This is a genomic window from Dongshaea marina (assembly GCF_003072645.1).
Taxonomy (GTDB): Bacteria; Pseudomonadota; Gammaproteobacteria; order Enterobacterales; family Aeromonadaceae; genus Dongshaea; species Dongshaea marina.
Window position 1 is genome coordinate 790780 of sequence record NZ_CP028897.1, and the last position, 24082, is coordinate 814861.

Consider the following 24082-nt stretch of genomic DNA (forward strand, 5'->3'; position numbering starts at 1 on the left):
CTAATTAGCGAAATTCAGTTAACAGGGGAATGTTCTTTTATTAATGCAACATGCCGATCAGCCATTGGAATAACCAAAGGGATCCCATACCGCAAACGACCGTACTGATGAGTCCGAACCGCAGACTAACCAAAACACAGACAATAAATGCCAGGATTTTTGGATCCAGTAGGGTGTGTGTCACCTGTCCCTGGGTAATAAAGGTACTTGAAACAATGAGTGCTGACAGAACAGCAACGGGTACAAAACCTAGTCCTTTCTGGATCTTTTTAGGCATTTCAAAATTGCCCGCAGCACCCAGCACTGCAAATCGTAAACCAAAGGTGATGACCACCATGCCAATCGTAATGGCCAGAAATTCGGAGTTGCTCATCATTGGGTTCATGGTTAATTCCTCTTTAATCTAATTCGTTATTAAAGCGCAGCTTCTTCGGTGAGCTGTTGACGCTCCAGCAGGGTGCTTGAGATATAACCGGCCGCAATACCCACCAGGCTCGCAATCACCAGACCCAGGTTATAGGGCAGGTTGTGGAACACCAGGGCACAGATCCCGGCAGCCACAGCGGCGATAACCATGGGGCTGTTGCGAAGCTGAGGCACTACGATTGCAACGAAAGAGGCAACCATCGCAAAGTCCAGACCATAATGTCCGATATTCGGGAAGCTCGAACCCAGCAGTGCGCCCAACAGGTTGGCCAGTACCCAGAAGAACCAGAAGGTGAACATGACGCCAAAATAGAAGTAGATGCGGCGTGGATCTTTTTGGTTCTCTTTCATCGGAGTGACGTTGGTGGCAAATACTTCATCAGTCAGTGCCCAGGACATGATCACCCGGGTAAAGAAGGAGTAGCCCTTCATCAGTGGGGACATGGCCGCACTATAGAGGATGTGCCGCAAATTAATAATAAAGGTGGTGAACAGGATAATGACGATCGCCGTATGCTCATGATAAAGATTCAGTGCAACGATCTGCGCAGAGCCTGCGATAACAAAAAATGACATCAGGGTACTTTTTACTACAGACATTCCACACAAACTAATACTTAGCGCACCAACGATGAAGCTAAATGGAAAGTTTGCAATTACCAGAGGAACGATCCCTTTTGCACCAGCAAGGAACAGCTGCTTGCGGGACATTTCTGTCATATTCATTGAGTTATCTCCAGATTATCTTTTTAAATATCTGTAAAGCGTTGGTTCTGAAATATCGAGGATCGAGGCCACAGTGGAAATAAAGCCCTTGATCATAAACAGACCACGTTTATCTAATTCTCTGACTATCTCAACTTTCTCATCGCTGCTGAGCTTGTCCGGATGGCTGCCATATCGGTTCAACTCATCCTGTAAGATGTCCATCCCGACTTTTTCAACGTTACTATTGAGCACTTCCTCATGCTTCTCTTTAGGTGGCTCTGGCAGCAGATCCTTGAGTGCTTCCAGTGCCCTGTGGTAACGCTGGTCGTCCGAATTGATGCAGACCATCAGGGGCGCACCATTTTCGGTGGGAAGCAGCATGGAGGAGGAGCGTAGGGTACGACCATCTTCGGTACTGCTGCAGTAATTAAGTTTGAAAGATTCCTGATTCTGCTCTTTGGCCATTTTCAGTGCCAGGTCTGTAGCCGGTGCGCCAACCTCACGCTTGGTGATCCAGCCGTTGCGAATGATCTTGAGCGAACTTTCGACATTGGACAGATCATGTACCGCGACTTCGTGATCCTGTCCCAGGATCCCGGAGATAAAGTCGGCTAGCAGGTTGGCATCTACAGTGATCTTCATGGCAATAATCTTTTATCAGGATAATAATTTCTTTTCAATGCGATGGACTTTAGCACATCTTTTGTAGGGGAAAACAACTAATATGGGGATCTGGCTCACAAAAAGAAAAACCCTGATCTTGCAGAAACAAGGCGATAACAAGTGAGCATTCACTAATTAACCTGTTTGCTGAGTAAATTTATCAACTCGGTGCTTTTATGAACGGCTGCCTGGGGTGGGGGGAGAAAATTTTATTGCTATCTGAAATTGTATTTTCTATCGAAAAGCTGTTTTGGGGGTATAAATTCTCTTTTGTTTTGAAAAATGCAAACGCTGTCGGTTTTTGTCTGAAAGCTCTTTCGCTTTAGTGAGTTGCTATCGAGCTATTGCTGCTTTAGGGGGTTCATGGAAATGAAAGTCGCCAATTGTAAGCCAAATGTTGCGGTGGTGGTCCCTAAATCCCAGCTGGTTAGTGGGATGAGCGGCTGAGATCATCAATTTTTTATCAGAGCCAGGGAGGACGGCTGATAAAAAATTATTTGCAGTGGGAGAGGGAATCCCACTCAGTTGCAGTAAATTTATCAGAATGAAATTTGGTTAACAGAGTGTGAATCTGAGCTCTCCGGTGATCGATTTGGCTGGCTACACTATATAGGCACAGGGCGCACAAATATGGAGGGGGCCCGATGAAAGGAGTCTATCTCAGGCTGGTTATTTTGCTCTTGATGGGAACGATTTCAGTGGGGGCTCAGGCCGCTTCGGTCAAAATCGCAGCTATCTATGCCAAGACGGGTAAGGCGACTGTCTCTAACAGCAAATCCCTGCGGGCAGTCCGCTTTGCGGTGAGTGAAATCAATCGCGCTGGGGGCGTGCTGGGAGGGCCCATCGAACTGATTGAACTGGACAACAGGAGCAGTGCCCTGTATTCGCGTCAGATGGCAGAGCAGGCGGTGAAGCTTGGGGTGAGTGCGGTGATAGGTTCGATGTGGAGTGCCCACTCTCTGGCGATGGCCCCTGTGCTCCAAGCGGCGAAGATTCCGATGCTGACTCCAAGTTCCACAAACCCCGAGATCACTCGCAGTCGGGACTATATTTTTCGTTCAACCTTTACCGATACCCAGCAGGCTAAAGTGATGGCCTGGGTGGCCAGCGAGCGGCTGGATGCTCGCACAGCCCTGGTGCTGACCAATAGTGGCAGCAAATACAGCCTGGGATTGAGTGAATATTTTATTCGTAATTTCAGTCAGCAGCGGGGGCACAGATATCAGCAGAAATTTTATCGCGATACCGACAAAAGCTTTGTTGGCCTGTTGGAGAAGATAACAAAGATGCCTCCGGATGTGATCTTCCTGCCGGGCTATGCCAAAGATTCCGGTTTGCTGATTAAGCAGGCCCGGCAACTCGGGCTCACTGCCAGTTTTCTCGGGGGCGATGGCTGGGGCAAGAATACCATTCGCCAGTATGCAGGGGATGCGGTGGATGGAAGCTACTTCACTACCCATTGGTTTGATCCTAAGGCCCTGGAGGCGTTGGATCAACGGTTGGCTAAGGCTGGCCTGAATTATAGTGCAGAGAGCGATCTCAATGCGCTGGCCTATGATGGGATGAACATCCTGGCGGCGGCCATCGAGCGTGCCGGGAGCCGTGAGCCACACAAGATTCGTGATGCTTTGGCTTCGACCAAAAATTTCCAGGGGGTCTATGGCAAGATAAGTTTTGATGCCAACGGCGATGCGATCAAGCCGGTTGGGATCAGCCGTTTTACCCGTCACAGCTATGAACTGGTGGATGTTTATCAAGAACAGCGTTAGTTGTCGGGATGTGTTGAGGGGGAGGCCCCTCAAAGATGATTGACTAATGGTTCAGGCAGGGGCTGCGGGTGAGCTCTCGGATCGCCGCCCTGGCATACTCCGGCATCCGCCAGCGCAGGGTATCGCTGAGAGTCATTCCCTGCTCCAAAGACACGGGCTCTATCCCCATGATCCGGATATGTGGGATCGGGTAACCCAGGCGTCGCCCGGTTTCTATTACCTTGAGCACATCGCCGGCATGGGTTGAGAAGGCGCCGATCTCCTTGTGGGAGATCACCTCGCCGGGACTGAAGATATCAAACTCCCCCGGATCCAGGCCCATCAGGGCGCTGTCGACGATCAAAAGCTCCTCTATCTCCTCCTCCAGATAGTGCAGCACCTTGAGTGAATCGCCACCGACATCAATTAGCCCAAACTTTATGTCCGGATAGTGATCCGCCAGATAATCGACGATGGCAGGTCCAATGCCATCATCGCTCATCATGCTGTTACCGACCCCAAGCAGGTATTGGGTATACTGCGCCATCGTTACTCCTTGAACTCAACATCCAGGTAGTGGGTGGAACAGGAGATACAGGGATCATAGGCACGAACCAGCATCTCAAGATGCAGGCGCATCTCATCCTGGGTCATATCCTTGTTCAGCATCTCGGGCACCAACTTGTCAAAGTCAAACTGGATGTTACCGTGGTTCTGATTGGTCGGAATAATGCAGTTACCGCCGGTACAGAAACCCTCCTTGTCGTATTGATAGTTGTGGAACAAGATGCCACGGGGAACCTCAACCGCACCGAACCCTTCGCTATCAAAACGGGTTGGTTTGGCCAGAGGCTGATCCTCGATGCCGTTGGCGATCAGATCATCCAGCCCCTCTTTCACCGTATGCAGGCTGTGTACTATCTCAACCACCTGGGCCACGTTATTCATATAGGGGTTGTGGCACTGGGGCTGAAGTCCCAGAGTCTGGGCGATCGCTTTGGCTTCGGGGCGTAGCTGATCATAGTTGTTGTTAAAGCGAGCCAGGGCACCTGCCATATAGCTTGGGAGCTTATTGCGGGTGTGCTTGGCGGTCGAGGTCGGCACCACAAACTCGTTGGTGACCGACAGGTAGTCGTCGAGTGGCCATTGTTGCTTGCTGCCATCGGGCATCACGGTCTGGATGCAGCCGTCATACAGGCCATACTCTACGCTGTCGTGTAGCGCCATATACTCGGTCGGACGATCAAAGGTCGGGATCTGACCTGCCACCGAAGCCAGGGTCTGGACGATCGCATCCCAGTCTTTCACCACCTCATTTTCCAGGCGCTCGCGGGCAGCCTTGACCTCATCCAGGGTGGGGTAGGAGCTGAAGCCTCCCGGCACCGGACGGGTAGGGTGGGTGGTACGCCCGGCCAGCAAAGAGCCAACCACATGACCAAAGTTCTTCAGGCGCAGTGCCTGTTTGACGGTTTCGGGGTGGGTTGGCAGCAGCGGGAACACCGATTTGACCCCAAGAAGATCCGGTGCCACCAGGAACAACAGGTGGACTACGTGCGAATCAAAGGTTTCCGCATGCTTAAGGATGCGTCGTAGCTTCCAGCTTTGCTCGGTGAGCTCAATTCCCAGTGCATCTTCGGTGGCCTTGCAGGAGGCCAGGGTATGACCGATAGAGCAGATCCCGCAGATCCGGCTGGTGATACGCGCCACTTCGGAGTAGTGACGACCGCGGATCATCGATTCGAAGAAGCGCGGCGCCTCTGGTACCTGCCACTCACACTTTTCTATGGTGCCATCACTGACATTGACGACAATATTGCCATGTCCCTCAACCCGAGTGATGTGATTGACATTGATATCGATATTCTTGCCCATTATTTGTCACTCCTGAGGTTGGCGGTATACATCCGGGACTTGGTTTCGGCCCACTCCTTGGCGAGTCCGGCTTTCTCCTGCAGCACTTTAACCAGGGCTTTCTCATTGGCATCCGGCATCAGGCCTCGGCAAGCCTCACAGGGAACACCATCGGCGGGGCAGGGAGCGCCACAACCGCCACGAGCCACCATACCCATACAGTGATCGCCCTGGGTGTAACGGCAGACGGTCTCACGCTTCTTACACTCGGCACACACTGACTGATCGAGGATCACCGGCTCCTTGCCATGCAGCAGGTGGGAGACGATATACACAAACTCTTTCATACTGACCGGGCAGCCGTGAACCTGGTAGTCCACCTTGATCGCAGCCGAGATCGGCAGGGCCTTCTGGCTGTCGAGCTGCGGACTCATCGCGTCTTTGCCATAGACGTTTATCAGGTAATCACTCTGGTGGTTTTTCAGGGCGTTGATCCCGCCGGTACAGGCGCAGGCACCATAGGTGACCACTGTATTAGCCCGGGCACGAATCGATTGCAGGCGGGCCCGATCAGATTCGCGGGTGAAGCTACCTTCGATGAAGGCGATATCAATGGGGTCTGTGGTTTTCTCGCTCATCGCCTCACGGAACTCGACGATCTCCAGGTGATCAAGCAGCCCCAGGAACACCTCTTCTCCCAGATTGGTCAGTTCGATCTGACAACCTTCGCAGCTGGCGAAGTCAAAAAATGCAACTTTTGCTTTACTCATGAGGTTCTCTCCTCGCTCTAACGGGCGTCCTAGGGTTCGGCTGATTCACAGGGGGCTTATGAGAGCGTGGAGTGATCTCCAGGGCTCATCATCAAAAGCCTCACCCAGGTGCTTTATTTCGCTAAAGCTAAAGACGGCACCATCGACACAGGTGTAGCGGTCGTTGATCTGGCAGTGACCACATTTGCCGATACCGCACTTCATTCGGCGCTCCAGATCCAGGTAGATGCTGTCTTCAGTGACTCCGATATCCAGTAGTTTCTGGATCACGAACTTATACATGACAGGTGGACCACAGACGATCACCTTGGTATCGGGATCGATCTGCGCCTGATCAAACAATGTGGTGATCACCCCGACGTTGCCTTGCCAGCTGGCATCGGCCTTGTCGACCGTCTCAAAGTAGTCCACATCGTTGGAGCGGCGCCAGTGGGCCAGATCCTGGAGGAACAACTGCTCAGAGGGGGAGCGGGCACCGAAGAACAGGGAGAATTTCTTGAACTCATTGCGGCGGTCGAGAATGTATTTGATCAGGCTGCGGGTTGGACACAGGCCGATACCTCCGGCCACGATCAGTATGTTGTTATCGCGCAGATCATCGAGGGGGAACCCGGTTCCCAGCGGACCGCGCACAAACAGGCTATCGCCCTGCTTGAGGTTGTTGATCGCCGTGGAAACCCTTCCGACCGAACGTACCACGATATCAAAGGTTTTTTTGCGGGTTGGCGAGCTGGCGTAACCGATTGGGATCTCACCGTAACCAAACAGGGAGACTTCCAGGATCTGTCCCGGCTCAAACTCCATCACCGAGGGATCGGAGGGCAGCAGGGTGTAATACTTCTCTGTATCCGTGACCTGCTCTACATGGACGATCTCACACTCGATCGGCATAAAGACGTCTTTCTCATGGCATTTGCAGTTACTCATCATCCACCTCCAAAATTTTGCTGACAACCTCAACCGGATCTGAGATCCCGGGGACACATGCGATGGTGCAGCGTCCGCAGCCGACACAGGCCTGGGTGCCCAGCTTTTCATTCAAAAATGAGGTTTTACGCAGGAAGCGGTGACGGGTCCGCTTGGCGGCACTGTCCCGGAAGTTTTCAACCTGGTTGTTGCCCAGAGAGACCTCGGCAAAATCCGGGTGCATGCAGGAGTCCCAGCTGCGGCAGCGTTTGCCCGAGACTTGATCCAGGTTCCATTCATCCTGAACGTCGAAGCAGTAACAGGTGGGACAGACGATGTTACAGGAGCCACAGGAGAAGCAGTCGGCGGAGACATCTTCCCACAGATCCATTCGGTCGTAGCGCTCACGCATCCGGATCGCCAGATCCCGGCCGGTTGCCGCGAGCTTTTTCGGACAGTTATCCAGGGCCTCCTGATTGACCTTTTCGGCCTCGCTGACCTGTGCTTCGCTGGCGGTGTCAAAGTTGGCGTATTGGAGCAGCGCCTTGCCTTTGTCACTGCGAACCTGATACAGGTAGCCACCACTGATATGGGTGACGAAGCCATCGTGCCCCTCGGCCTGGGTTTCGATAGAGGCGGTGCTGTAGAAGGCATCGGGCGCTATGGTCTGGATATTGGAGCCGATCAGGGTGATCGCCTCACGATTTTTGGTGTAGTGCTGATCTTCGATTGGCTCGGCAAACAGCTGATCCAGCATATCGATCGCCTTGATGTCGTAGAAATGGACACCGAACAGGATCTTGGGTTGCGGATTGATACTGGATTTAGCCTTATTGTCTCTGAAGGTCAGAAGTTCCTGGGTCGGCGGGAAGATCTCCTTTTTCGGTGGCAGCAGGGTAACGTCGTAATCCAGGCGGATGGCCTCGGCCCTACTTAGGGTCTCAAAGACAAACTTGTCCTTTTTAGCGACCGGTGCAACAACCGTGTTGGCTGCAATCATCTTTTCGAGAAAGGGGGAAAAGTCTCCTTCTCGCAAAAAGTAGTTCTCGTTCATAGGGTTCCCTCACATGACAGATACTGCTGATTGTGTAAACCGGTAATCTGGGTGCGGCTATGGCTCTTGGAGCCGGGCCACCAATCCGGATGGCCCACAGCTTATGGCAAAGAACTGCGGCCAGGATACCGCAAAGGAAACGATCCAGGAGTGAGCATTATTCCTCGCCTATGACAGGCACCAAACAACACTGAACCTCGAAGGGAGGTCAGTGGTTTTGGGGGTGTGACAGGCGGTAGCTTCATCCTTAAATCGTTCGCTTTAAAGACACACTTGTACCTTAAGCTAAGCCTGTTATACGGGGAAAACAATAGACAGAACTCGCAAAAACCATAATTAACCCTGTTTATTTACGGATATAGATAAAATTGCTCTTTTTTCAGTGAGTTATAGCAAAATAGATGAGAATGGTTGTTATTTTCATCTGTTATTCCGCTCACTTTGCTGAAGTTTTTATTCGATCATGTTAGAAACAAAGGAGGGGCCGATTTTTCGCCGGTGGGGCAGGCCCTGATGAAGAATAAAAATGATAGGTGGGGGAGCCGTTGATGGAGGAGAGCCGATGTGTGAGTTATTGGGAATGAGTGCCAATGTCCCCACGGACATCTGCTTTAGTTTTAGTGGGCTGGTGCAGCGAGGGGGCAAGACCGGGCCCCACTCGGATGGTTGGGGACTTTGTTTTTATGAGGGCAAGGGGTGCAGTGTGTTTCGCGATCCTCAGCCCAGCTATCAGTCGCAGATTGCCCAGCTTTTAAGGAGCTATCCAATTAAGAGTGAGGTGGTGATAGGGCACATTCGTCAGGCGAATTGTGGTGAGCCATCCCTTGCCAATACTCACCCCTTCGTCCGGGAGCTGTGGGGAGAGAGCTGGAGCTATGCGCACAACGGGCAATTGAAGGGGCACTTAGAGTTGCCCTACTGCGTAGATCAGCCGGTGGGAGATACCGATAGCGAGCATGCCTTTTGTTACCTGCTGGGGCGGCTGCGCGAGCACTACCCGCAGAAGCCACAAGATATGAGGGAGCTATTTAGCTATGTGGCGACCCTGGCCGATGAGCTTCGTTCCCTGGGGGTGTTTAATATGCTTCTTAGCAATGGTGAATACCTGATGGTGTATTGCAGTAATAACCTGCACTGGCTGACCCGACGGGCACCCTTTTCGGTGGCGCGACTGATTGATGAAGATCTCAGCATCGATTTTGCGAAGGAGACCACACCGGATGATGTGGTGACCATCATCGCCACACAGCCCCTGACCCATGATGAGGCATGGCATAAGATGGAGCCGGGCCAGTGGCATCTGTTTCATAAGGGAGAGCTGGTGGTGTGAGGTAGATCGCAGAAGCTAAATTGCGCAATTTTTTGTAAGACCCTGTTCGAAATGCCCTGTTATCGTGAGTCTGTTCACAGGGCTTTTTCCCTGTATCTATTTGTTATTCATGCTCAAAAACAGGGCCAGCAGCTTGCTGGTGGCAGGAGGACTTTATGAAAAAACTGATTGTCGCTTTGCTGTTTTTATTTTCATGGCATCTTTATGGAGCCGAGGCTTTACAGCAGCCCGGTTACTCACGACTGGTGATCTTTGGAGACAGTCTGTCAGACACAGGTAAGATGTATCACAAGATGCGGGGTTGGTTGCCTTCCCACCCACCTTATGCCGAGGGGCGCTTTTCTAATGGTCCGGTGTGGACCGATGATCTGATCAAAGCGAATCCCGGTCTGGAAGTGATCAATGAGTCGGAGGGGGGCGCGACCGCGGTGGCTTATAATCATATCTCGGCTAACCCTAAGTACCGGCTGATCAACAATCTTGATTATGAAATTACCCAGTTTTTGCAGACCAACAGCTTTCGTCGTGATGATTTGGTGATCCTGTGGATGGGGCCCAATGACTACCTGGCTTACCAGTGGGACACTGAATATGATGCCAGACGAGTGGTGCAGGCGATCTTCGATGCGGTAAATCGGATCACCATCAATGGTGGGCGCCAGGTGCTACTGTTTAACCTTCCTGATCTTGGGATCACCCCCTCCGCCAGGTCGGAGAAGATAGCCGACCAGGAGACCCGGATCGCTCGCTATCATAACCAGTTGCTTCAGCAAACCCTGGAGTTACTAGCCAATCCGAATGTCCGGTTGTTTGATATCAGTGGTGAGTTCCAAAAAATGCTGGATCACCCCGAAGGTTACGGGCTGAATAATACCAAAGATGCCTGCTACAAGGGCGGCTACTGGTGGACCCCCTTTAAGCTTTCACGCAGCCTGAGTGCACAAGAAGCCCACCCTGAATTAACCACGGATGAGTTGGCGGCGATTCAGGGAAACCCACTGTTGGCCCAGGGGCTCAAACCTTCCGGGACCGAGTTGATGCTGATGTCCAAGGCGCCCTTACACTGTGAGGGATATCTGTTCTGGGATCAGGTGCATCCAACTCATGAGGTTCATCAGCATATTGCCGAGCATGTGATGGATTATCTTAAACAGCATTATTTATGGTTGAAGGCGGGGTGAACAGACAGCCTGGGTTGAGCTAAGGAGGCTGTGTTCTTGCTCTGACTCTCAAAGTGGGGCTGGCTCAGAGGGTGAGCGAGCCCCCGGAACGATTAAAGGAGGGCTTCCATCATGTAAGCGGCACCAAACCAGGCTGAAGTCCAGCCGGTCAGAGTCCAGAGTACTTTCCCCAGAGTTTTTTCGCTGTTACGCATATCTACATCCTTATGATTGAGTCCACCACTAAATCTATGTTCAGGGATCCTGGAATGATCCTGATCATCCGGGATTGCTCAATGAATGTACCCGGAACTGGTTCGTAGCTATTTGATTCATCTCAAGGTTTTATCTAACTTTTCGTCGGGGGCGGAGCATAAGAAAGTCGAAATTTTAGCCATCTGGGTCTAGCATTTAGTTGATGACATATTGTCAAGGAGAGGCTTATGTGGAAATCGATACTGGTGGCACTGGTTGCCTTGTTTGTAACTTCAGCGTCTCAGGCCAAAACTGTGACCATTTCGGTGGGGGAGTGGGCACCTTTCATATCTAAGAGCCTGAAAGATAATGGCTTTATGGCTTATCTGTTTACTCAGGCTTTTGCTGAAGCAGGAGATGAGGCCAAGATCAGTTTCCTGCCCTGGAAGCGAGCCTTTGAGGAGGCAAAAAAGGCCAAATTTGATGCTTCGGCGGGCTGGATAAAAAATCCTGAGCGGGAGAAGGATTTCTATTACTCAGATACGGTTTATACGGGCAAGCAGGTCTTTTTCCACCGGGTTGGAGAGACCATTAGCTGGGATGAGCTAAGTGACCTGGGTAAGTATCGCTTTGGTGGTGTTGTGGGTTACGCCTATGGTCCGCTGGATCCGCTGATCAAAGATGGCACCATTAAGATGAAGCTGACATCGGCGCAGAAGAGTAATCTGCAGAAGCTGCTGAAAAAGCGTCTGGATGTGGTTCCTATCGCCAAAGCAGTGGGATTTGATCTGATTAACCAGATGAAGCTACAGGGTAAGATTGTGGCTTCAGAGAAGGCCTTTACTGAGTCAAAATATCACCTGATCGTCTCCAAGAAGCTGCCGGGTGCCGAGGAGCTAGTGAAGCGCTTCAACGCAGGCCTTAAGAAGCTCAGGGATAGTGGTAAATATGATCAGATTTTAAAAGATGCCCAGGCGGGTAAATTTGTGAAATAGCCAGCTGCATCTGAAAAAGCCCGCAACAGTGGGCTTTTTTATGTCTTACGCACAATAGATCGAGCATTTGTACCGGGGCTCGCTAACAGGGTTTTTAAGTTTCCCCCTCGATTCACACTGATTCTCAGAGGCACTTTCTTTTGAGATACGCAGAAACGAGCCATCCATGGCTCGGCCCTGCTTTTAGGATATCCATATCCTTCAATTTCAAAATCCAAGGTGACTCTTCGGTGTGAATCAAAGGGGAGGAGATCCAGTGAGTTAGCACTGTGGTGTTTTCTACAATTTCAGCTTCGACTCTGAAAAGATAAAGTCTCTAAGCTCCTCTCAGTAACTGAATCGAAGAGAGGAAGTTTAATCCCCCATGAGCGAGCGCCGCAGCGAGCAGTAGAGGTTCACTGTTTATTTCGAGGCAGGATGCCGAGCTGCGCAGCTCTGCGGAGGGACTCGCAGCGCGGAGCGAACTTTTGGTTACTTTTCTTGACAGAAAAGTGACTCGCCGGTCGGGCGAGACCGACAATTGCCACGAAGTGGCAAACAGCTATCCGCAGGATAAAAACAGACCATAGTTTGACCTGCAGTCAGCTGGCTTGTGCCGTCGGCACAGATGCCGCTGCCGAGCGGCGGCGGGAAAAGGCCGTTCTCAGGCGTCCTGCCTTCCACGGCATTAATACATCCTGTATGACAGGATATGCTTGTCCAATACCCTCTTCACTTCCAAGGATACCTCCACCCTCAAGCTTCATTAGATTCACTAACGGGCAGACAGAACGTCTCTGTTCTGGCTGTCCTTCAATCGCGATTATCATCCAGATAATCCTTCCCGGTTCAGTATCTCTGCTTCTCGCTTCATTGCTGCGCAATTACGCCCATGTGATTGATACACTCATCAACAACGAAGCATTCGGTACAAATAGACCGGGCTCAACACCACAGTGAGCTGTTGCTGAAGTGAGCAGTAGAGGTTCATTGTTTATTTCGAGGCAGGATGCCGAGCTGCGCAGCTCTGCGGAGGGACTCGCAGCGCGGAGCGAGCTTTTAGTTACTTTTCTTGACAGAAAAGTGACTTGCCGGTCGGGCGAGACCGACAATTGCCACGAAGTGGCAAACAGCCATCCGCAGGATAAAAACTAAAAACAGACCGCAGGTCAACAATCTGCTTATCGCGATTAACTGCACTCCTGAGAGTCGCTGCATTTCGATTTGCAACACCAGCGGCACAGCAGGCGATCCAGGGTAAACTTACCACCTCCCCAGATGATGAGAGTCAGGATCATCCAGCCCCAGAGCTGGTGATCATAGAAGCCTTTCTCCCATAGCACTGGGTAGGAGATGACGGCGATGGCATTAAAGGCAAACAGGATCACCGCGAAGATCCGGGTAAACAGGCCAGCGACCAGAAACAGGGGCACGATGAGCTCGGTGGCGGTTCCCAGATAAGCGGCCCACTCCCAGGGAAGAAAGGGGACCTGGTACTCATATTCGAACAGATAGAGGGTTGAACTCCAGCTGGTAAATTTCAGGTAACCGGCCTTTAGGAATACAGATGCAACCCACAGGCGAGCTAATAGCAAGACCAGGGTCGCTCCCCAGACTTCAAGCCATCGGCTGAGTTTGCAATAGAGGTTTAGCATCTTACTCTCCTTATATCGAGAATCCGCTGAGATAGCCCAGCTCCACAAAGCGTGGCAGATATCTTTCGAGCTCATCTGCCTGTTCTATGGCTCCAAGGGGTTGCTGGCTCGAGAAGCCTTGCAGCAGGCTAAACTCAGTATCATTTAGCGAGATAAATAGCACCCGAAAATCCCGCTGTTTAACCAGCATCAGATGGCATGCTTCATTCAACTGTACCTCTAGGGTTTCATCCAGCTTCGCCATTTTCCACACACTGGCGACTCCATAAGTCGAGGAAAATAGCTGGCAGGCGGGGCTGAGATGAAACTTGAGCTTTGGATAATCTTGCGGTTTGACCTGTGCCAGTTGTTGGATGGGAAAATCTCCGATGGGCAGCTCGGCAAGACTCATGGCATCGAGTTGCCACTCCAGACGAGCCAGCTCCGGGAGCCAGGGCATATCCCTGAGGCCGGGAAGCGTGGCGATAAATTGACCAAAACCTTCTCCGAAGTGGGTGACGCTTCCCTCTTCGAGAGGAGTCTGGAGGATGAACTGGCGAGCCGCGGCTTCAAAAAATTCATCCCCAACCATGGTTTGGGTTGCCGGATAGCTGGCCTGCAGCACCTCGGTGAGGCTGATGATAAAGTTGCCGCGGTAGACCTCAAGCAGCTCTTGTTGTCTGCTTTCGGGGTAGCCGAGCCGGGAGCTTATGTGTGAGGCGTGATCCAGCAGTGAGGCTGCAAACTCTAGTTGTAACTGTTCAAGCTGCATCTGAAGTGACCTCTGTCAGTATACCGGAGGCCTTAGCCGCTTCGGCGAGTAACACTTCAAGTTCTGGAATATCCAGATCCCACTCGATGAGAGTCGGCCGCTGAGCAGAGTGACAAAGCTCCCGATACAGTTGCCAGACTTCCTCGACCACAGGGCGACTGTGGGTATCGATCAGCAAGGTGCCGTCACTGAGCTCCCGTTCACTGAATCCCGCGAGATGGATCTCGGCAATTGCTTCCCGGGGATGGCATCCATATAGCTGTTGGGAGAAAAACCGTGATTACAGGCACTGACATAGATGTTGTTGAGATCCAGCAGCAGGGAGCACTGGGTCCGTTGCTGGACCGATACCAGAAAATCCCACTCATAAAACTCACTGTCTGAAAAAGCAAGATAGGAGGAGGGGTTTTCAATCAACAGCGGCCGCCCCAGGAATTGCTGCACCGCATCGACTTTATCGCAGAAGTGCGTTTTTTGGTCCATCGCGATCACCCAATAAGATCGATAGCGATCACTGAATAATATCGATCGCGATCGCTCAATAATATCGATGGCGATCACTTTTGAGTTTTATATTATTGGGTGATCGGCATGAATATTATGCAGTCCCGACCGAAATGTTATTCATTTCAACTCCCGTTTCGCAGGTGTTTTTTTAACCGGCTATGCTCTCTGTTTGACCTCGAGCGGAGAGCCAGCCATGCCAACGGTGCATATCACCATGCGAAAACTCAAAGAGATCCTCAGACTCAAGTACCAAGGCGGCCTGAGTCACCGCCAGATCGCAAGCAGCCTGTCTGTGTCTCCGTCGACTGTGTCCAATTACTGCAAAAGGGCCCAACAGATGGGGCTATGCCAATGGCCTCTGCCTGCTGAGTGGGATGAAGAGCGGCTGCGCCGTGAGTTCCTTGAGACCCGGATCACGGTTCGTCAGACACCTCCTCTGCCGGATTGGGCCGTGGCCCATCAGGAGCTCAGACGCAAAGGGATGACGCTACAACTCCTGTGGGAGGAGTATGCTGAGCGACATCCCAAGAACCACTACAGCTATAACCATTACTGCATGCGTTATCGTGAGTGGCGTAAATGCCAGTCTCCCTCAATGCGTCAGAGCCATAAAGCCGGTGAAAAACTGTTTGTTGATTACTGCGGTCCAACCGTGCCCATCGTGGATCCGAGGACTGGGGAGGAGCGTCGGGCTCAGATCTTTGTCGCTGTGATGGGTGCATCCAGCTACACCTACGCCGATGCAACCTTGAGTCAGGGGCTGGAAGACTGGGTGATGAGCCATAAACGGGCCTTCGAATTTCTGGGGGAGTACCAGAGATGATCGTTCCGGATAATCTCAAAAGCGGAGTCAGTAGAGCGTGTCGCTACGAGCCAGATCTCAATCCTACCTATCAGCAGCTGGCTGCACACTATGGTGTTGCAGTGCTTCCTGCCCGTCCTTACAAGCCCAAAGATAAAGCCAAGGCTGAGGTGGGCGTGCAGATCGTTGAGCGCTGGATCCTGGCAAAACTGCGCCATGAGACCTTCTTCAGTCTGGCTCAGCTAAACCAGCGGATCGGGGCTCTGCTCACCGAGTTGAACAATCGCCCGTTCAAGAAGCTGCCGGGAAGCCGTAAATCACAGTTTGAATTGCTAGACAAACCGGTGCTCAAATCGCTGCCTCAAAACCCCTATCAGTTCACCCGGGTGAAGGCGGTTCGGGTTCATATCGACTATCACATCGAGCTCGACAAGCACTACTACTCGGTTCCCTATACCCTGCTCAAACGCAAGCTTGAAGCGCATATCTGCGACAACCTGGTACGGATCTATCATGGTGGTCGCTGTGTCGCGACACATCCACGCAGCTATCAGCAGGGAGGGCAAACCACCCACCCCGATCATATGCCGGTCGCACACCAAAAGCAGATGCAATGGACCCCGGGACGCTTTCTGAACTGGGCTCAGGAGATAGGCCCCTCCACGCTTGCGGTGATCAAACAGCTGCTCTACCGAAAGTCCCACCCGGAGCTTGGATATCGGGCCAGCCTTGGGATCCTCAACCTGGAAAAGCGATATGGACGCCCCCGCTTAGAAGCGGCCTGCCAGCGAGCAGACCGAACGGGCGTTTACTATCAGAAAGGGATCCGCTCCATCCTGGAAAAGGGGCTGGATGGCCAGCCACTGCCCGAAACTCAGCCGGATCGTCTGGCGGAGCTCACTCACCTCAATATCCGTGGCTCAGGCTACTATCACTAAGGATCAAAGATGACAGAACAACTCAAACAGCAACTTCGGGAGCTGAAACTAAGTGGTATCCGGGATGCCCTGGAAAGGCAACATCAGCAACCCGGGCACTACCAGGAACTCGGGTTCGAAGAGCGACTCAGCCTGCTGCTGGAGCAGGAGCTGACGGATCGGTCTCAGCGGCGGATCGAGCGCCTTATCAAGCAGGCCCGATTCCGGCTGCAGGCAAATCTGGAGCAACTGGATTATCGAAGTGATCGCGGCTTGCATAGAGCCCAGATCCGCTCACTGGCAGAGGGATACTGGCTTAGCCTGGGGCAGACTCTGATCCTGACCGGGGCGACCGGGTGCGGGAAAACCTATCTGGCCTGCGCCCTGGGCCATCACTTCTGTCTGCAGGGACTCGGGGTTCGCTACTTCCGGTTTAAAGAGCTGCTGGAGCAACTGCAGCTGGCTCAGGCTGATGGCAGCTATCGAAAGCTGATGGTTCAGTTGAGAAACACGCCGCTTCTGATCCTCGATGACTGGGGACTGGAGTCGCTGAATGCGCTTCAGCGTAGCGATCTACTGGAGTTAATCGATGCTCGCCATGGTCACGGAGCCACACTGATCGGCAGCCAGCTTCCGCTGGAGCACTGGCACACAATGATCGGTGAATCAACCCATGCGGATGCGATCCTGGATCGTCTGGTTCATGGAGCGATCCGTGTAGAATTATGCGGAGAATCGATGAGAAAAATCACCGCAGAGTTGACGGATGCCGATCACTCAGGGTAAAAAATAACCCAGTCTGTGAGACGGGATGTTGAGGTGATCGACATCATATTATTCGGTGATCGCCATCGCGATAATACGCACAGAAGTGGTTGAGCGCCTCCCGGGTATAGGGGATGGGCAGTAGATCGTTGAAATAGCGACCGCCAATGGAGCCCCAACTCAGGTGCTCGGAGACGGCAAAGGGTTGAATCAGCTCGATCAGCTGTTTGAGCTGGTTCAGGTGAGAGTGATTTAGAGGGTCGGCTGAGCCAAGGGACATGCCGATGCCATGCAGGCTGATAGGGTAGTGCTCGGACAGCTGTTCCAGGTAGTAGCGCCCCAGGCCATGGGGATCAAAGTAGTTTTCACTGTGAACCTCCAGCCAGCCGATCTCGGGAAGTGTCTCCAGAATTTGTTGATAGTGAGGTTGCCGGAGGCCTATCCCGATGCGCTTATCCATCATAGCTGAGCTCCTTATGGGAAAGAGGCGCCACCAGGGCGCCCCTTACAGAGGATCGACAAGGGATTAAGAAGGAGTCAGGCTGCCACCAACGAGCTTATTGCATAAGCCTTTGGGCACAGCAACAAAGGCATCTTTTTGGCCATTTGTTTTGGATGTTCCGGCACATGAGCTGTTTTTGGTGGCACAGTCATTTTTCCCTGCTTTGGCGACACCATAACATTTTTCCATTGCACCTTTTCCGGCAATGGCGGGTGCGCTCATGGTTAGCGATCCGACAGCCAGTACACCAGTGATTGCCGCGACGAGAGTTAGTTGCTTTTTCATAATTGCTTCCTTTTATCTGGTCCTGAGTCATCACTCTTAAGGTGAGTTCCCAGAGATAGACAGGGATAACTTAGATTAAATTTCAAATGTTAATTATTTTTATTCTCAGTTAATGTTTAGTGCTGTTTTTAGAGAGTGGCAAATTTATCGGCCAGTTCTTGGCCGAGGTCGGCCGCAAACTCAGCGCCCTTGGTTTAAAATTGTTCTAGGTGGTTGAGAATATTCAAAGGGATTGGGAAGATAAGTTGGCAGATTGGATAACGGATTCAATGGATCAGTCACAAAAGGAGTCATCCATGAAAAAACTGTTTGTATTGGCCACAGCAGTGGGTGCGATTGGGCTTGCCGGATGCCAAAGCTCGCCAGCCTCCATGAGTCAGCCTCTGGAGGGACATCGTTTTATTCTACAAAAAGTGGATGGTGTGCCTTTTAGCCAGACCGGTAAGAAAACCCCCTTTATTGAGTTTTCTAAAGATGGACGGGTGATTGGAAGCATGTGTAACCATTTCTTTGGCAAGAGCCAATGGAATGAATCTCATCTTCAGGCCAGCGAGCTGGTTACCACCCGGATGATCTGCGCCAGTACGGCGCTCAACAGTGCCGAAGGCGTGTTGACCCAGGCCCTTGCCAAGGGAGTGGACACCTCCTTTGAAAACGGCGTGCTCACCCTGAAAAATGCCGATCATACCCTAGTGTATAAGCTTGATTCTGCATCAGCCTCTAAATAACCCAGATCGGCGGGAAGACTCCGGATGTTTTCCCGCCAGCTGACTGCGGGTTGCCTGACAAAGTGCTGTCAGGAAACCCGGGGCGGCACAGTGACGCGAGAACTGGTGATGGCCAGCACCCCTGGGAAGAGCTTTGGTTGTGCAATCCTATTGAGCTGCCTTCTCACTTTTTGTGTCGTTACTGCCAAGGCAGGGCTCCCCTCACAGGCCTTGATCCGGGATAACAGCTCGGAACCAGAGTCAGTCGATCCGCAAAAAATCATCGGTCAGCCCGGCAAGGATATCGCTACGGATTTGTTTGAGGGCTGGTAAGCTTTGATCCTACGGGAGAGCTCATTCCAGGTGTTGCGAAAAGCTGGACCATCTCAGATAGTAGAACCCTGTATCGGTTTGCACTGCGTAAAGATGCACTATGGTCGAATGGTGAAAAGGTTCGGGCGGATGATTTCGTCTTTGCCTGGCGACGCCTCGTCGATCCTCAGTTTGCCTCACCGGGAGCCTCCTATCTGGTGATGGCGGGCGTAAAAAATGCCCGGCAGATTACTCTGGGTAAGCTTTCTCCGGCCAAGCTTGGGATTCGGGCCATCGATTCTCATATCCTGGAGATCCGTCTGGATGAGCCGGTTCATTACTTCCTGAATATGTTAGCCAACCCGCTGCTGTTTCCTGTTCCTCAGAAGGTGGTTGAGCAGTGGGGGGACCGCTGGACACGCCCGGAGTATATGGTGAGTAACGGGGCCTTCAGCTTGGCTCAATGGGTGGTCAATGAGAAAATTGTTTTAAAGCGCAACCCTCATTATTGGGATAATCAAAATACCCGGCTGGATGAGGTCACCTTTCTTCCACTGGGATCGGATGAGGCGGCGTTAAGTCGCTACCGGGCCGGTCAGTTGGATATCTCAAACATCCCCCACCAGGGAGAGAATTACCAGACTCTGCTCAGGAGATATCCTGGGCAGGTGTTCCGGGCGCCCCTGCTCGCCGAGGAGTACCTGGCTTTTAATCTGGCTCGTAAACCCTTTGATGATAAAAGGGTGCGGCTCGCCCTGGCTTATGCGATTGACCGGCAGACTCTGACGCACAAGGTGCTGGGGATGGGAGAGCGCCCGGTTTATACCCTGACCCCACCAACAACCCATCAGTTTCACCCCCCGGCACGGGATGGGGACACTGGACACAGGCTGAGCGGGAGAGCAAGGCCAGGACTCTGCTCAAGGCTGCCGGGTTTAGCTCACAGCAGCCACTCAGGGTGAGTATTCTCTATCCGGATTATGCGGATTTTCGTAAGGTATCGCTGGTGGCCGGCAGCATGTGGCGAGAAGTTTTCGGCAAGGCGATCGAGGTTCAGTATATCAACCAGGAGTGGAAGGGGTTCTTAGCTTCTTTGGGCCAGCGCAACTTTATGCTGGCCTATGCGGGTTGGCTGGCGGATTACGATCATCCCAGCGCTTTTTTAAACAATCTTAGCTGCCAAAGTGCTCTGAATCCCTCCGGGTACTGTAACCCCGCTTATGATGAGTTGCTGAACAGGGCAAGGCACAGTACCTCTGCCAAGCGACAGCTCCAAAGTTATCAGCAGGCGGAGCAGTTGCTGGCGGAGGATATGCCGATGATCCCCCTGTATCAGGCGTCGGCTGCCCTGTTGGTTAAGCCAAATATCGGGGGATTTGCAATTAGTTCACTCAAGCAGATCGATAGTAAGCGCCTTTATATCAGGAAAAAGCCGTCGTCCCAGACGACGGCAGGCCATTAACGCATCAGCGATAAACGCGCTATAGCGCTAGCTGCGACAGCTATTTTTCGCCGTTATTCAGGAATACCAGCGACTCATAAGGCCTGAGGGTCATGGCCGAACTTGGCTCAGGGGAGCCGGGGTAATTTGCACATACAAGTTGCCAGCCGGTTTGCGGGAGACTCTGTGGAAGCTGCCAGTCGATGGGATTGGCGCTGAAGTTATTGATGACCAATAATTTTTGCTCCTGGTACTGGCGCAGGTAGCACCAGCTCTTGGGATCTTCCGGGCAGAGATCCTGATAATCTCCCTCGGTGATGATCGGATAGTCCCGGCGAAGCTGGATCAGCTTCTGGTAGTGGTAAAAGACAGAGTCAGGATCTTCGAGGGCTCGCTTTACATTGATCTCGGGGAAGTTTTCGGCCACATCTAACCAGGGAGTTCCTCGGGTGAAGCCTGCATTGGGAGTCTCATCCCACTGCATCGGGGTGCGGCTATTGTCCCGGGAGCGGTCGCCAATCACCGCCATCAGATCCTGGTGACAGGTTCCCTGACTTTGCTTGAGCCGATAGATATTGTGGGTTTCCACATCCTGGTACTGCTCAAGGTGCTTGAATTTTGGATTGGTCATGCCGATCTCCTCCCCCTGGTAGATGAAGGGGGTTCCTTGCATCATGTGCAGGGCGGTCCCAAGCATTTTTGCTGAAAACACTCTGTGGGGACCATCACAGCCAAAGCGTGACACTATGCGGGGTTGATCATGGTTACACCAGAACAGGGCGTTCCAGCCAACATTATGTAATCCTTGTTGCCAGTGGGCGAATATCGCCTTGAGAGATATGAGATCGCACTGTGCGAGCTGCCATTTGTCCCCGCCGGGATAATCCACCTTGAGATGATGGAAGTTAAACACCATGGATAGCTCATGGCTATCCGGATCCGAGTAACGCTGGCACTGTTCCAAAGTGGTGGAGGACATCTCTCCAACGGTCATCAGCTTGAAGGGGGTAAAGACCTCCCGGTTAGCCTCCTGAAGAAACTCGTGCACCCTGGGGCCATCGGTATAAAATCGGCGTCCATCCTGTTGTGGACCACTCTCCGTCTCCTGGGGAAAGCGCTGATCTTTTGAGATGAGATTGATCACATCCAGTCGGAATCCATCTACCCCTTTTTTAGCCCAAAAGCGCATCACATCGCAGACTTGTTCACGCAGTTTCGGGTTTTCCCAATTGAGATCGGCCTGCTCTTTTGCAAACAGATGCAGGTAGTACTGCTTGCTTGCTTCGTCATATTGCCAGGCACTGCCGCCAAACTTGGATTGCCAGTTGGTTGGAGGCTTGCCATCAATCCCCTCTTGCCAGATATAGAAGTCTCGCTCTGGGCTGTCCGGCTCTTTCAGGGCCTTTTGAAACCAGGGGTGCTCGGTCGAGGTGTGATTGATGACGATATCCATGATGAGACGTAGCCCGAGACTATGACAGCGCCTCAGCAGCTCATCAAAATCGGCCATGGTGCCGTAAGCGGGCTCGATCTGATAGTAGTCAGAGATATCATAGCCATTATCTATCTGTGGGGAGCGATAGATAGGGCAGAGCCACACGGTTCCTATTCCAAGCTGTTTGAGATAGTCGAGCCTGGAGGTGATCCCCTTGATATCACCATGTCCCTTGCTGCCTGAATCACAGAAACTTCTGGGATAGATCTGATAGATGGTGCTGCTGTGCCACCATTGGCGTTGGGATGTCATAGGGCTGGGGACTCCGAAAATGAGAACGTTCCCCCTATTATAAGGGCAGTGACGGGTCAGGGCACTCTTTGCGTTAATCGAGGGAAAATCGGAGGCTGTGGGCGTAGTCCTGAGCTAAAAATCGTTTGTGGCCTGGTCAGTTCATTTATTCGTCAGGCTCTGTTGAGAATCGAACAGGGGGAACGAGCGAATCACAGCATAGATCCACAACGTTCTTTTTGCAGAGGGAGTGGGGCGTTGTCGATGTCGGTCCAGTGAGATGCCGGTGCTGCGTAATGGGCCAGCGACTGATGGTTTGGATCAGTTATCTGGTCGTGATAGAGAAACAGCACCGCTGCAAAGCACACAAGTGCACCAACAAAGATCAGGTAGATAATTTTACTCATGGGTTATTGGCCTACACCGGCGGGAGAGAGCATTTTAGTTTTCGGATCCTTGCTAAGTGCATCACAGTTTTGCCAGGGGCTATTGTAGGCGGGATGGGCGGCAGACTCAAAAATAAGGGGTAATTTTTACCAAAAATTGAACAATCATATTCGATGGTATCGGTTGAGCCCTATCTCGGGCTCTGCGGGTGGCTTGGTTCCATTTAAGAGGGCAGGCCCCATCACGGGGAGATCCGACAGCTGCAGACCCAGAGCGGTAATCGAGGCGTCGAGCAACTCATTACTGGGGGCCTGAAATCAGAAAATGGTAGTTGTGAGTGCACATTGGATTTTTGTGGAAATATACCTCCTTTAATTTGGATATCGACCTAATCTCACTACATACTCTAGGCACCGACTGCCAATCAGAATTATCTTATTTCAAAGTTGAGTAGATGATGTTTAATGGTGTGAGTATTAACTAGAATAAAATTTATCAAGTGTATCATTTCGCATTTAGTATTATCAGTATCTAATTTTGTTAAAGCTATATTAACTAAGTTTATCCTTTTAAAATCTAGAAAGTTATCTATACTTATTCGTGGATCATTTCATGCTTAACTTGCTCATGTTTTAGTGTGTGGAGAGTTTCGAAGGCTAAGTGAAAATATTTGACTCTGGATACTGGAGTAGCCATCTCACTTTGAGATATGTTTTTAGATGTATTTTTTATACTTCATGGGTATTGAAGTCGTAGATAGTACCCATACATTCTATCAAGGTATTCTATGGAACACTGATTTAGATGGATAAGGTCAAAACGATAGTTTTTTTACGATACAAAGACTTATGCTCTCGTATTTGAGAAAGCGTACACAAGGAGGTGTTCCAGTGGGCATGGTTTCATTTGACCGACGATTAATCATTTGCCTTGCTCTTCATTGTCGCTTTTTGCATACAAGTATAGAATAAATAGTGCGCTGACTTTTGACAGAGAGTCTCTTTTTGCCGACATATATAGAGTTTAACGGTGCGTCAACAGCAGACGTGCATGGCATTTAGTATTTATATTTACTGAGATTGTGTTACTTGGATGGGGGCAGAAGGTTATGAGACATAATTTGACATTAATAATCAGTGTGTCAAGAGAACTGGATTTTTTACATTAAGTCGGAGTGTTCCGTAATGCAACCTTAATGTACCCTTAATAGACGTCATATAAAGACAATGTTTTGGATTTATTTTTAGTGACAGATGATGACGAACGGCTAAAGGGGGTCGCATAAATTGAAACACTAAAGTTCAATCCTTTGTATTATGATTGAACATCATAAAATGATGGTGTGATAATAATCACATCATTACTTTAAGTATGAGTTTGATGATCGAGTTTTCACTAGAGGGGTTCGTTTATATTTTTATGAGATATATTAGGCAGGGATAATATTATACCCGAAAGCAGACTGAACTTATATATGTTCATTTCTGGCCTTGGTAGAAACTAGTGCTCAATAACTTTATTTGAGCTAGGCTTACTATTG

20 protein-coding genes and 4 pseudogenes are annotated in these 24082 nt (G+C 51.2%); 9 read left to right on the plus strand and 15 right to left on the minus strand.

Translation table 11 applies throughout. The annotated features are described in order from the left end of the window. Window positions 1–40: 40 nt before the first annotated feature. Genes DB847_RS03940 through DB847_RS03950 form a run of 3 tightly spaced genes read right to left on the minus strand, consistent with a single transcriptional unit; the run spans window position 41 to window position 1776 of the window. On the minus strand, window positions 41–385 hold the full coding sequence (locus DB847_RS03940; protein ID WP_199911706.1) for an AzlD domain-containing protein: 345 nt from the start codon (window positions 383–385) through the stop codon (window positions 41–43). A 29-nt stretch (window positions 386–414) separates the two neighbouring features. Then, window positions 415–1152: an AzlC family ABC transporter permease gene (locus DB847_RS03945; RefSeq protein WP_199911707.1), complete on the minus strand. Its 738-nt coding sequence runs from the start codon at window positions 1150–1152 to the stop codon at window positions 415–417. A gap of 15 nt (window positions 1153–1167) precedes the next feature. Continuing rightward, window positions 1168–1776 carry a helix-turn-helix transcriptional regulator gene (locus DB847_RS03950; RefSeq protein WP_108649548.1) on the minus strand — a complete coding sequence of 203 codons (609 nt, stop codon included), beginning with the start codon at window positions 1774–1776 and terminating at the stop codon, window positions 1168–1170. 665 nt (window positions 1777–2441) lie between these two features. Here DB847_RS03950 and DB847_RS03955 point away from each other — a divergent pair. Next, window positions 2442–3566 (plus strand): ABC transporter substrate-binding protein, encoded by a 1125-nt coding sequence (locus DB847_RS03955; RefSeq protein ID WP_108649549.1) that lies wholly within the window; start codon window positions 2442–2444, stop codon window positions 3564–3566. A gap of 43 nt (window positions 3567–3609) precedes the next feature. On the opposite strand, the gene DB847_RS03960 is transcribed toward DB847_RS03955, so the two are convergent. The 5 genes from DB847_RS03960 to DB847_RS03980 are packed head-to-tail and all read right to left on the minus strand — an operon-like array spanning window position 3610 to window position 8126. Beyond that, entirely contained in the window at window positions 3610–4092 is a 483-nt protein-coding gene (locus tag DB847_RS03960; RefSeq protein ID WP_108649550.1) for a hydrogenase maturation protease, read from the minus strand. Between the two features lie 2 nt (window positions 4093–4094). Further along, the gene (locus DB847_RS03965; protein WP_108649551.1) at window positions 4095–5417 is read right to left on the minus strand and encodes a Ni/Fe hydrogenase subunit alpha; all 1323 of its coding nucleotides are present in this window, start codon (window positions 5415–5417) and stop codon (window positions 4095–4097) included. Further along, window positions 5417–6166, minus strand: a complete 750-nt coding sequence (locus DB847_RS03970) for an NADH-quinone oxidoreductase subunit B family protein (protein ID WP_108649552.1) — start codon at window positions 6164–6166, stop codon at window positions 5417–5419. The genes DB847_RS03965 and DB847_RS03970 overlap by 1 nt, the downstream gene beginning before the upstream one ends. A 45-nt stretch (window positions 6167–6211) precedes the next feature. Further along, on the minus strand, window positions 6212–7093 hold the full coding sequence (locus tag DB847_RS03975) for an FAD/NAD(P)-binding protein (RefSeq protein ID WP_159084378.1): 882 nt from the start codon (window positions 7091–7093) through the stop codon (window positions 6212–6214). After that, window positions 7086–8126, minus strand: coding sequence for a 4Fe-4S dicluster domain-containing protein (locus DB847_RS03980; RefSeq protein ID WP_108649554.1), 1041 nt, complete (start codon window positions 8124–8126; stop codon window positions 7086–7088). Before DB847_RS03980 ends, DB847_RS03975 begins: the two co-directional genes overlap by 8 nt. A 562-nt stretch (window positions 8127–8688) precedes the next feature. On the opposite strand from DB847_RS03980, the gene DB847_RS03985 reads away from it, so the two are divergent. The 3 genes from DB847_RS03985 (at window position 8689) to DB847_RS03995 (ending at window position 11806) form a co-directional block, all read left to right on the plus strand. Further along, window positions 8689–9456 carry a class II glutamine amidotransferase gene (locus DB847_RS03985; RefSeq protein WP_108649555.1) on the plus strand — a complete coding sequence of 256 codons (768 nt, stop codon included), beginning with the start codon at window positions 8689–8691 and terminating at the stop codon, window positions 9454–9456. A gap of 155 nt (window positions 9457–9611) precedes the next feature. Then, window positions 9612–10637, plus strand: a complete 1026-nt coding sequence (locus tag DB847_RS03990) for an SGNH/GDSL hydrolase family protein (RefSeq protein ID WP_108649556.1) — start codon at window positions 9612–9614, stop codon at window positions 10635–10637. Window positions 10638–11059: 422 nt separating this feature from the next. Continuing rightward, window positions 11060–11806 (plus strand): substrate-binding periplasmic protein, encoded by a 747-nt coding sequence (locus DB847_RS03995; RefSeq protein WP_108649557.1) that lies wholly within the window; start codon window positions 11060–11062, stop codon window positions 11804–11806. 1169 nt (window positions 11807–12975) lie between these two features. Here the strand turns inward: DB847_RS03995 and DB847_RS04005 are convergent. From DB847_RS04005 to DB847_RS26505, 3 genes and pseudogenes are all read right to left on the minus strand, one after another. Then, on the minus strand, window positions 12976–13440 hold the full coding sequence (locus tag DB847_RS04005; protein WP_108649559.1) for a DoxX family protein: 465 nt from the start codon (window positions 13438–13440) through the stop codon (window positions 12976–12978). Window positions 13441–13450: 10 nt separating this feature from the next. Further along, entirely contained in the window at window positions 13451–14191 is a 741-nt protein-coding gene (locus DB847_RS04010; RefSeq protein ID WP_108649560.1) for an HvfC/BufC family peptide modification chaperone, read from the minus strand. After that, window positions 14181–14674 (minus strand): annotated as a pseudogene (locus DB847_RS26505) (multinuclear nonheme iron-dependent oxidase). The gene DB847_RS04010 and the pseudogene DB847_RS26505 overlap by 11 nt, the downstream one beginning before the upstream one ends. Window positions 14675–14891: 217 nt before the next feature. On the opposite strand from DB847_RS26505, the pseudogene istA reads away from it, so the two are divergent. Next, window positions 14892–16438, plus strand: a pseudogene (gene istA, locus DB847_RS04020) (IS21 family transposase). A 9-nt stretch (window positions 16439–16447) separates the two neighbouring features. Then, window positions 16448–17203: an IS21-like element helper ATPase IstB gene (gene istB, locus DB847_RS04025; RefSeq protein ID WP_108649424.1), complete on the plus strand. Its 756-nt coding sequence runs from the start codon at window positions 16448–16450 to the stop codon at window positions 17201–17203. Between the two features lie 91 nt (window positions 17204–17294). Here istB and DB847_RS04030 read toward each other — a convergent pair. Both DB847_RS04030 and DB847_RS04035 read right to left on the minus strand, forming a co-directional pair. Beyond that, window positions 17295–17642: pseudogene (locus tag DB847_RS04030) on the minus strand (multinuclear nonheme iron-dependent oxidase); the annotation flags it as partial. A 66-nt stretch (window positions 17643–17708) separates the two neighbouring features. Next, window positions 17709–17969 carry a BufA1 family periplasmic bufferin-type metallophore gene (locus tag DB847_RS04035; RefSeq protein ID WP_199911708.1) on the minus strand — a complete coding sequence of 87 codons (261 nt, stop codon included), beginning with the start codon at window positions 17967–17969 and terminating at the stop codon, window positions 17709–17711. Between the two features lie 296 nt (window positions 17970–18265). Here DB847_RS04035 and DB847_RS04040 point away from each other — a divergent pair, with 296 nt between their 5' ends. The 3 genes and pseudogenes from DB847_RS04040 to DB847_RS04055 form a co-directional block, all read left to right on the plus strand. Next, window positions 18266–18697 carry an META domain-containing protein gene (locus tag DB847_RS04040; protein WP_159084379.1) on the plus strand — a complete coding sequence of 144 codons (432 nt, stop codon included), beginning with the start codon at window positions 18266–18268 and terminating at the stop codon, window positions 18695–18697. Between the two features lie 380 nt (window positions 18698–19077). Continuing rightward, window positions 19078–19950 carry a peptide ABC transporter substrate-binding protein gene (locus tag DB847_RS04050; protein WP_234418583.1) on the plus strand — a complete coding sequence of 291 codons (873 nt, stop codon included), beginning with the start codon at window positions 19078–19080 and terminating at the stop codon, window positions 19948–19950. Next, window positions 19890–20450: pseudogene (locus tag DB847_RS04055) on the plus strand (ABC transporter substrate-binding protein); the annotation flags it as partial. The gene DB847_RS04050 and the pseudogene DB847_RS04055, both read left to right, overlap by 61 nt. Window positions 20451–20490: 40 nt before the next feature. On the opposite strand, the gene treC reads toward DB847_RS04055, so the two are convergent. Together treC and DB847_RS24205 are read right to left on the minus strand one after the other, a co-directional pair. Next, window positions 20491–22176: an alpha,alpha-phosphotrehalase gene (gene treC / locus DB847_RS04060; protein WP_108649566.1), complete on the minus strand. Its 1686-nt coding sequence runs from the start codon at window positions 22174–22176 to the stop codon at window positions 20491–20493. Window positions 22177–22367: 191 nt separating this feature from the next. Next, on the minus strand, window positions 22368–22562 hold the full coding sequence (locus DB847_RS24205; protein ID WP_159084380.1) for a hypothetical protein: 195 nt from the start codon (window positions 22560–22562) through the stop codon (window positions 22368–22370). Window positions 22563–24082 lie beyond the last annotated feature (1520 nt).

What these genes read in the sequence shown, in the direction of transcription:
- DB847_RS03940 (WP_199911706.1), bottom strand. Translation starts at nt 385, where the DNA reads ATGAACCCAATGATGAGCAACTCCGAATTTCTGGCCATTACGATTGGC.
- DB847_RS03945 (WP_199911707.1), bottom strand. Translation starts at nt 1,152, where the DNA reads ATGAATATGACAGAAATGTCCCGCAAGCAGCTGTTCCTTGCTGGTGCA.
- DB847_RS03950 (WP_108649548.1), bottom strand. Translation starts at nt 1,776, where the DNA reads ATGAAGATCACTGTAGATGCCAACCTGCTAGCCGACTTTATCTCCGGG.
- DB847_RS03955 (WP_108649549.1), top strand. Translation starts at nt 2,442, where the DNA reads ATGAAAGGAGTCTATCTCAGGCTGGTTATTTTGCTCTTGATGGGAACG.
- DB847_RS03960 (WP_108649550.1), bottom strand. Translation starts at nt 4,092, where the DNA reads ATGGCGCAGTATACCCAATACCTGCTTGGGGTCGGTAACAGCATGATG.
- DB847_RS03965 (WP_108649551.1), bottom strand. Translation starts at nt 5,417, where the DNA reads ATGGGCAAGAATATCGATATCAATGTCAATCACATCACTCGGGTTGAG.
- DB847_RS03970 (WP_108649552.1), bottom strand. Translation starts at nt 6,166, where the DNA reads ATGAGTAAAGCAAAAGTTGCATTTTTTGACTTCGCCAGCTGCGAAGGT.
- DB847_RS03975 (WP_159084378.1), bottom strand. Translation starts at nt 7,093, where the DNA reads ATGAGTAACTGCAAATGCCATGAGAAAGACGTCTTTATGCCGATCGAG.
- DB847_RS03980 (WP_108649554.1), bottom strand. Translation starts at nt 8,126, where the DNA reads ATGAACGAGAACTACTTTTTGCGAGAAGGAGACTTTTCCCCCTTTCTC.
- DB847_RS03985 (WP_108649555.1), top strand. Translation starts at nt 8,689, where the DNA reads ATGTGTGAGTTATTGGGAATGAGTGCCAATGTCCCCACGGACATCTGC.
- DB847_RS03990 (WP_108649556.1), top strand. Translation starts at nt 9,612, where the DNA reads ATGAAAAAACTGATTGTCGCTTTGCTGTTTTTATTTTCATGGCATCTT.
- DB847_RS03995 (WP_108649557.1), top strand. Translation starts at nt 11,060, where the DNA reads ATGTGGAAATCGATACTGGTGGCACTGGTTGCCTTGTTTGTAACTTCA.
- DB847_RS04005 (WP_108649559.1), bottom strand. Translation starts at nt 13,440, where the DNA reads ATGCTAAACCTCTATTGCAAACTCAGCCGATGGCTTGAAGTCTGGGGA.
- DB847_RS04010 (WP_108649560.1), bottom strand. Translation starts at nt 14,191, where the DNA reads ATGCAGCTTGAACAGTTACAACTAGAGTTTGCAGCCTCACTGCTGGAT.
- istB (WP_108649424.1), top strand. Translation starts at nt 16,448, where the DNA reads ATGACAGAACAACTCAAACAGCAACTTCGGGAGCTGAAACTAAGTGGT.
- DB847_RS04035 (WP_199911708.1), bottom strand. Translation starts at nt 17,969, where the DNA reads ATGAAAAAGCAACTAACTCTCGTCGCGGCAATCACTGGTGTACTGGCT.
- DB847_RS04040 (WP_159084379.1), top strand. Translation starts at nt 18,266, where the DNA reads ATGAAAAAACTGTTTGTATTGGCCACAGCAGTGGGTGCGATTGGGCTT.
- treC (WP_108649566.1), bottom strand. Translation starts at nt 22,176, where the DNA reads ATGACATCCCAACGCCAATGGTGGCACAGCAGCACCATCTATCAGATC.
- DB847_RS24205 (WP_159084380.1), bottom strand. Translation starts at nt 22,562, where the DNA reads ATGAGTAAAATTATCTACCTGATCTTTGTTGGTGCACTTGTGTGCTTT.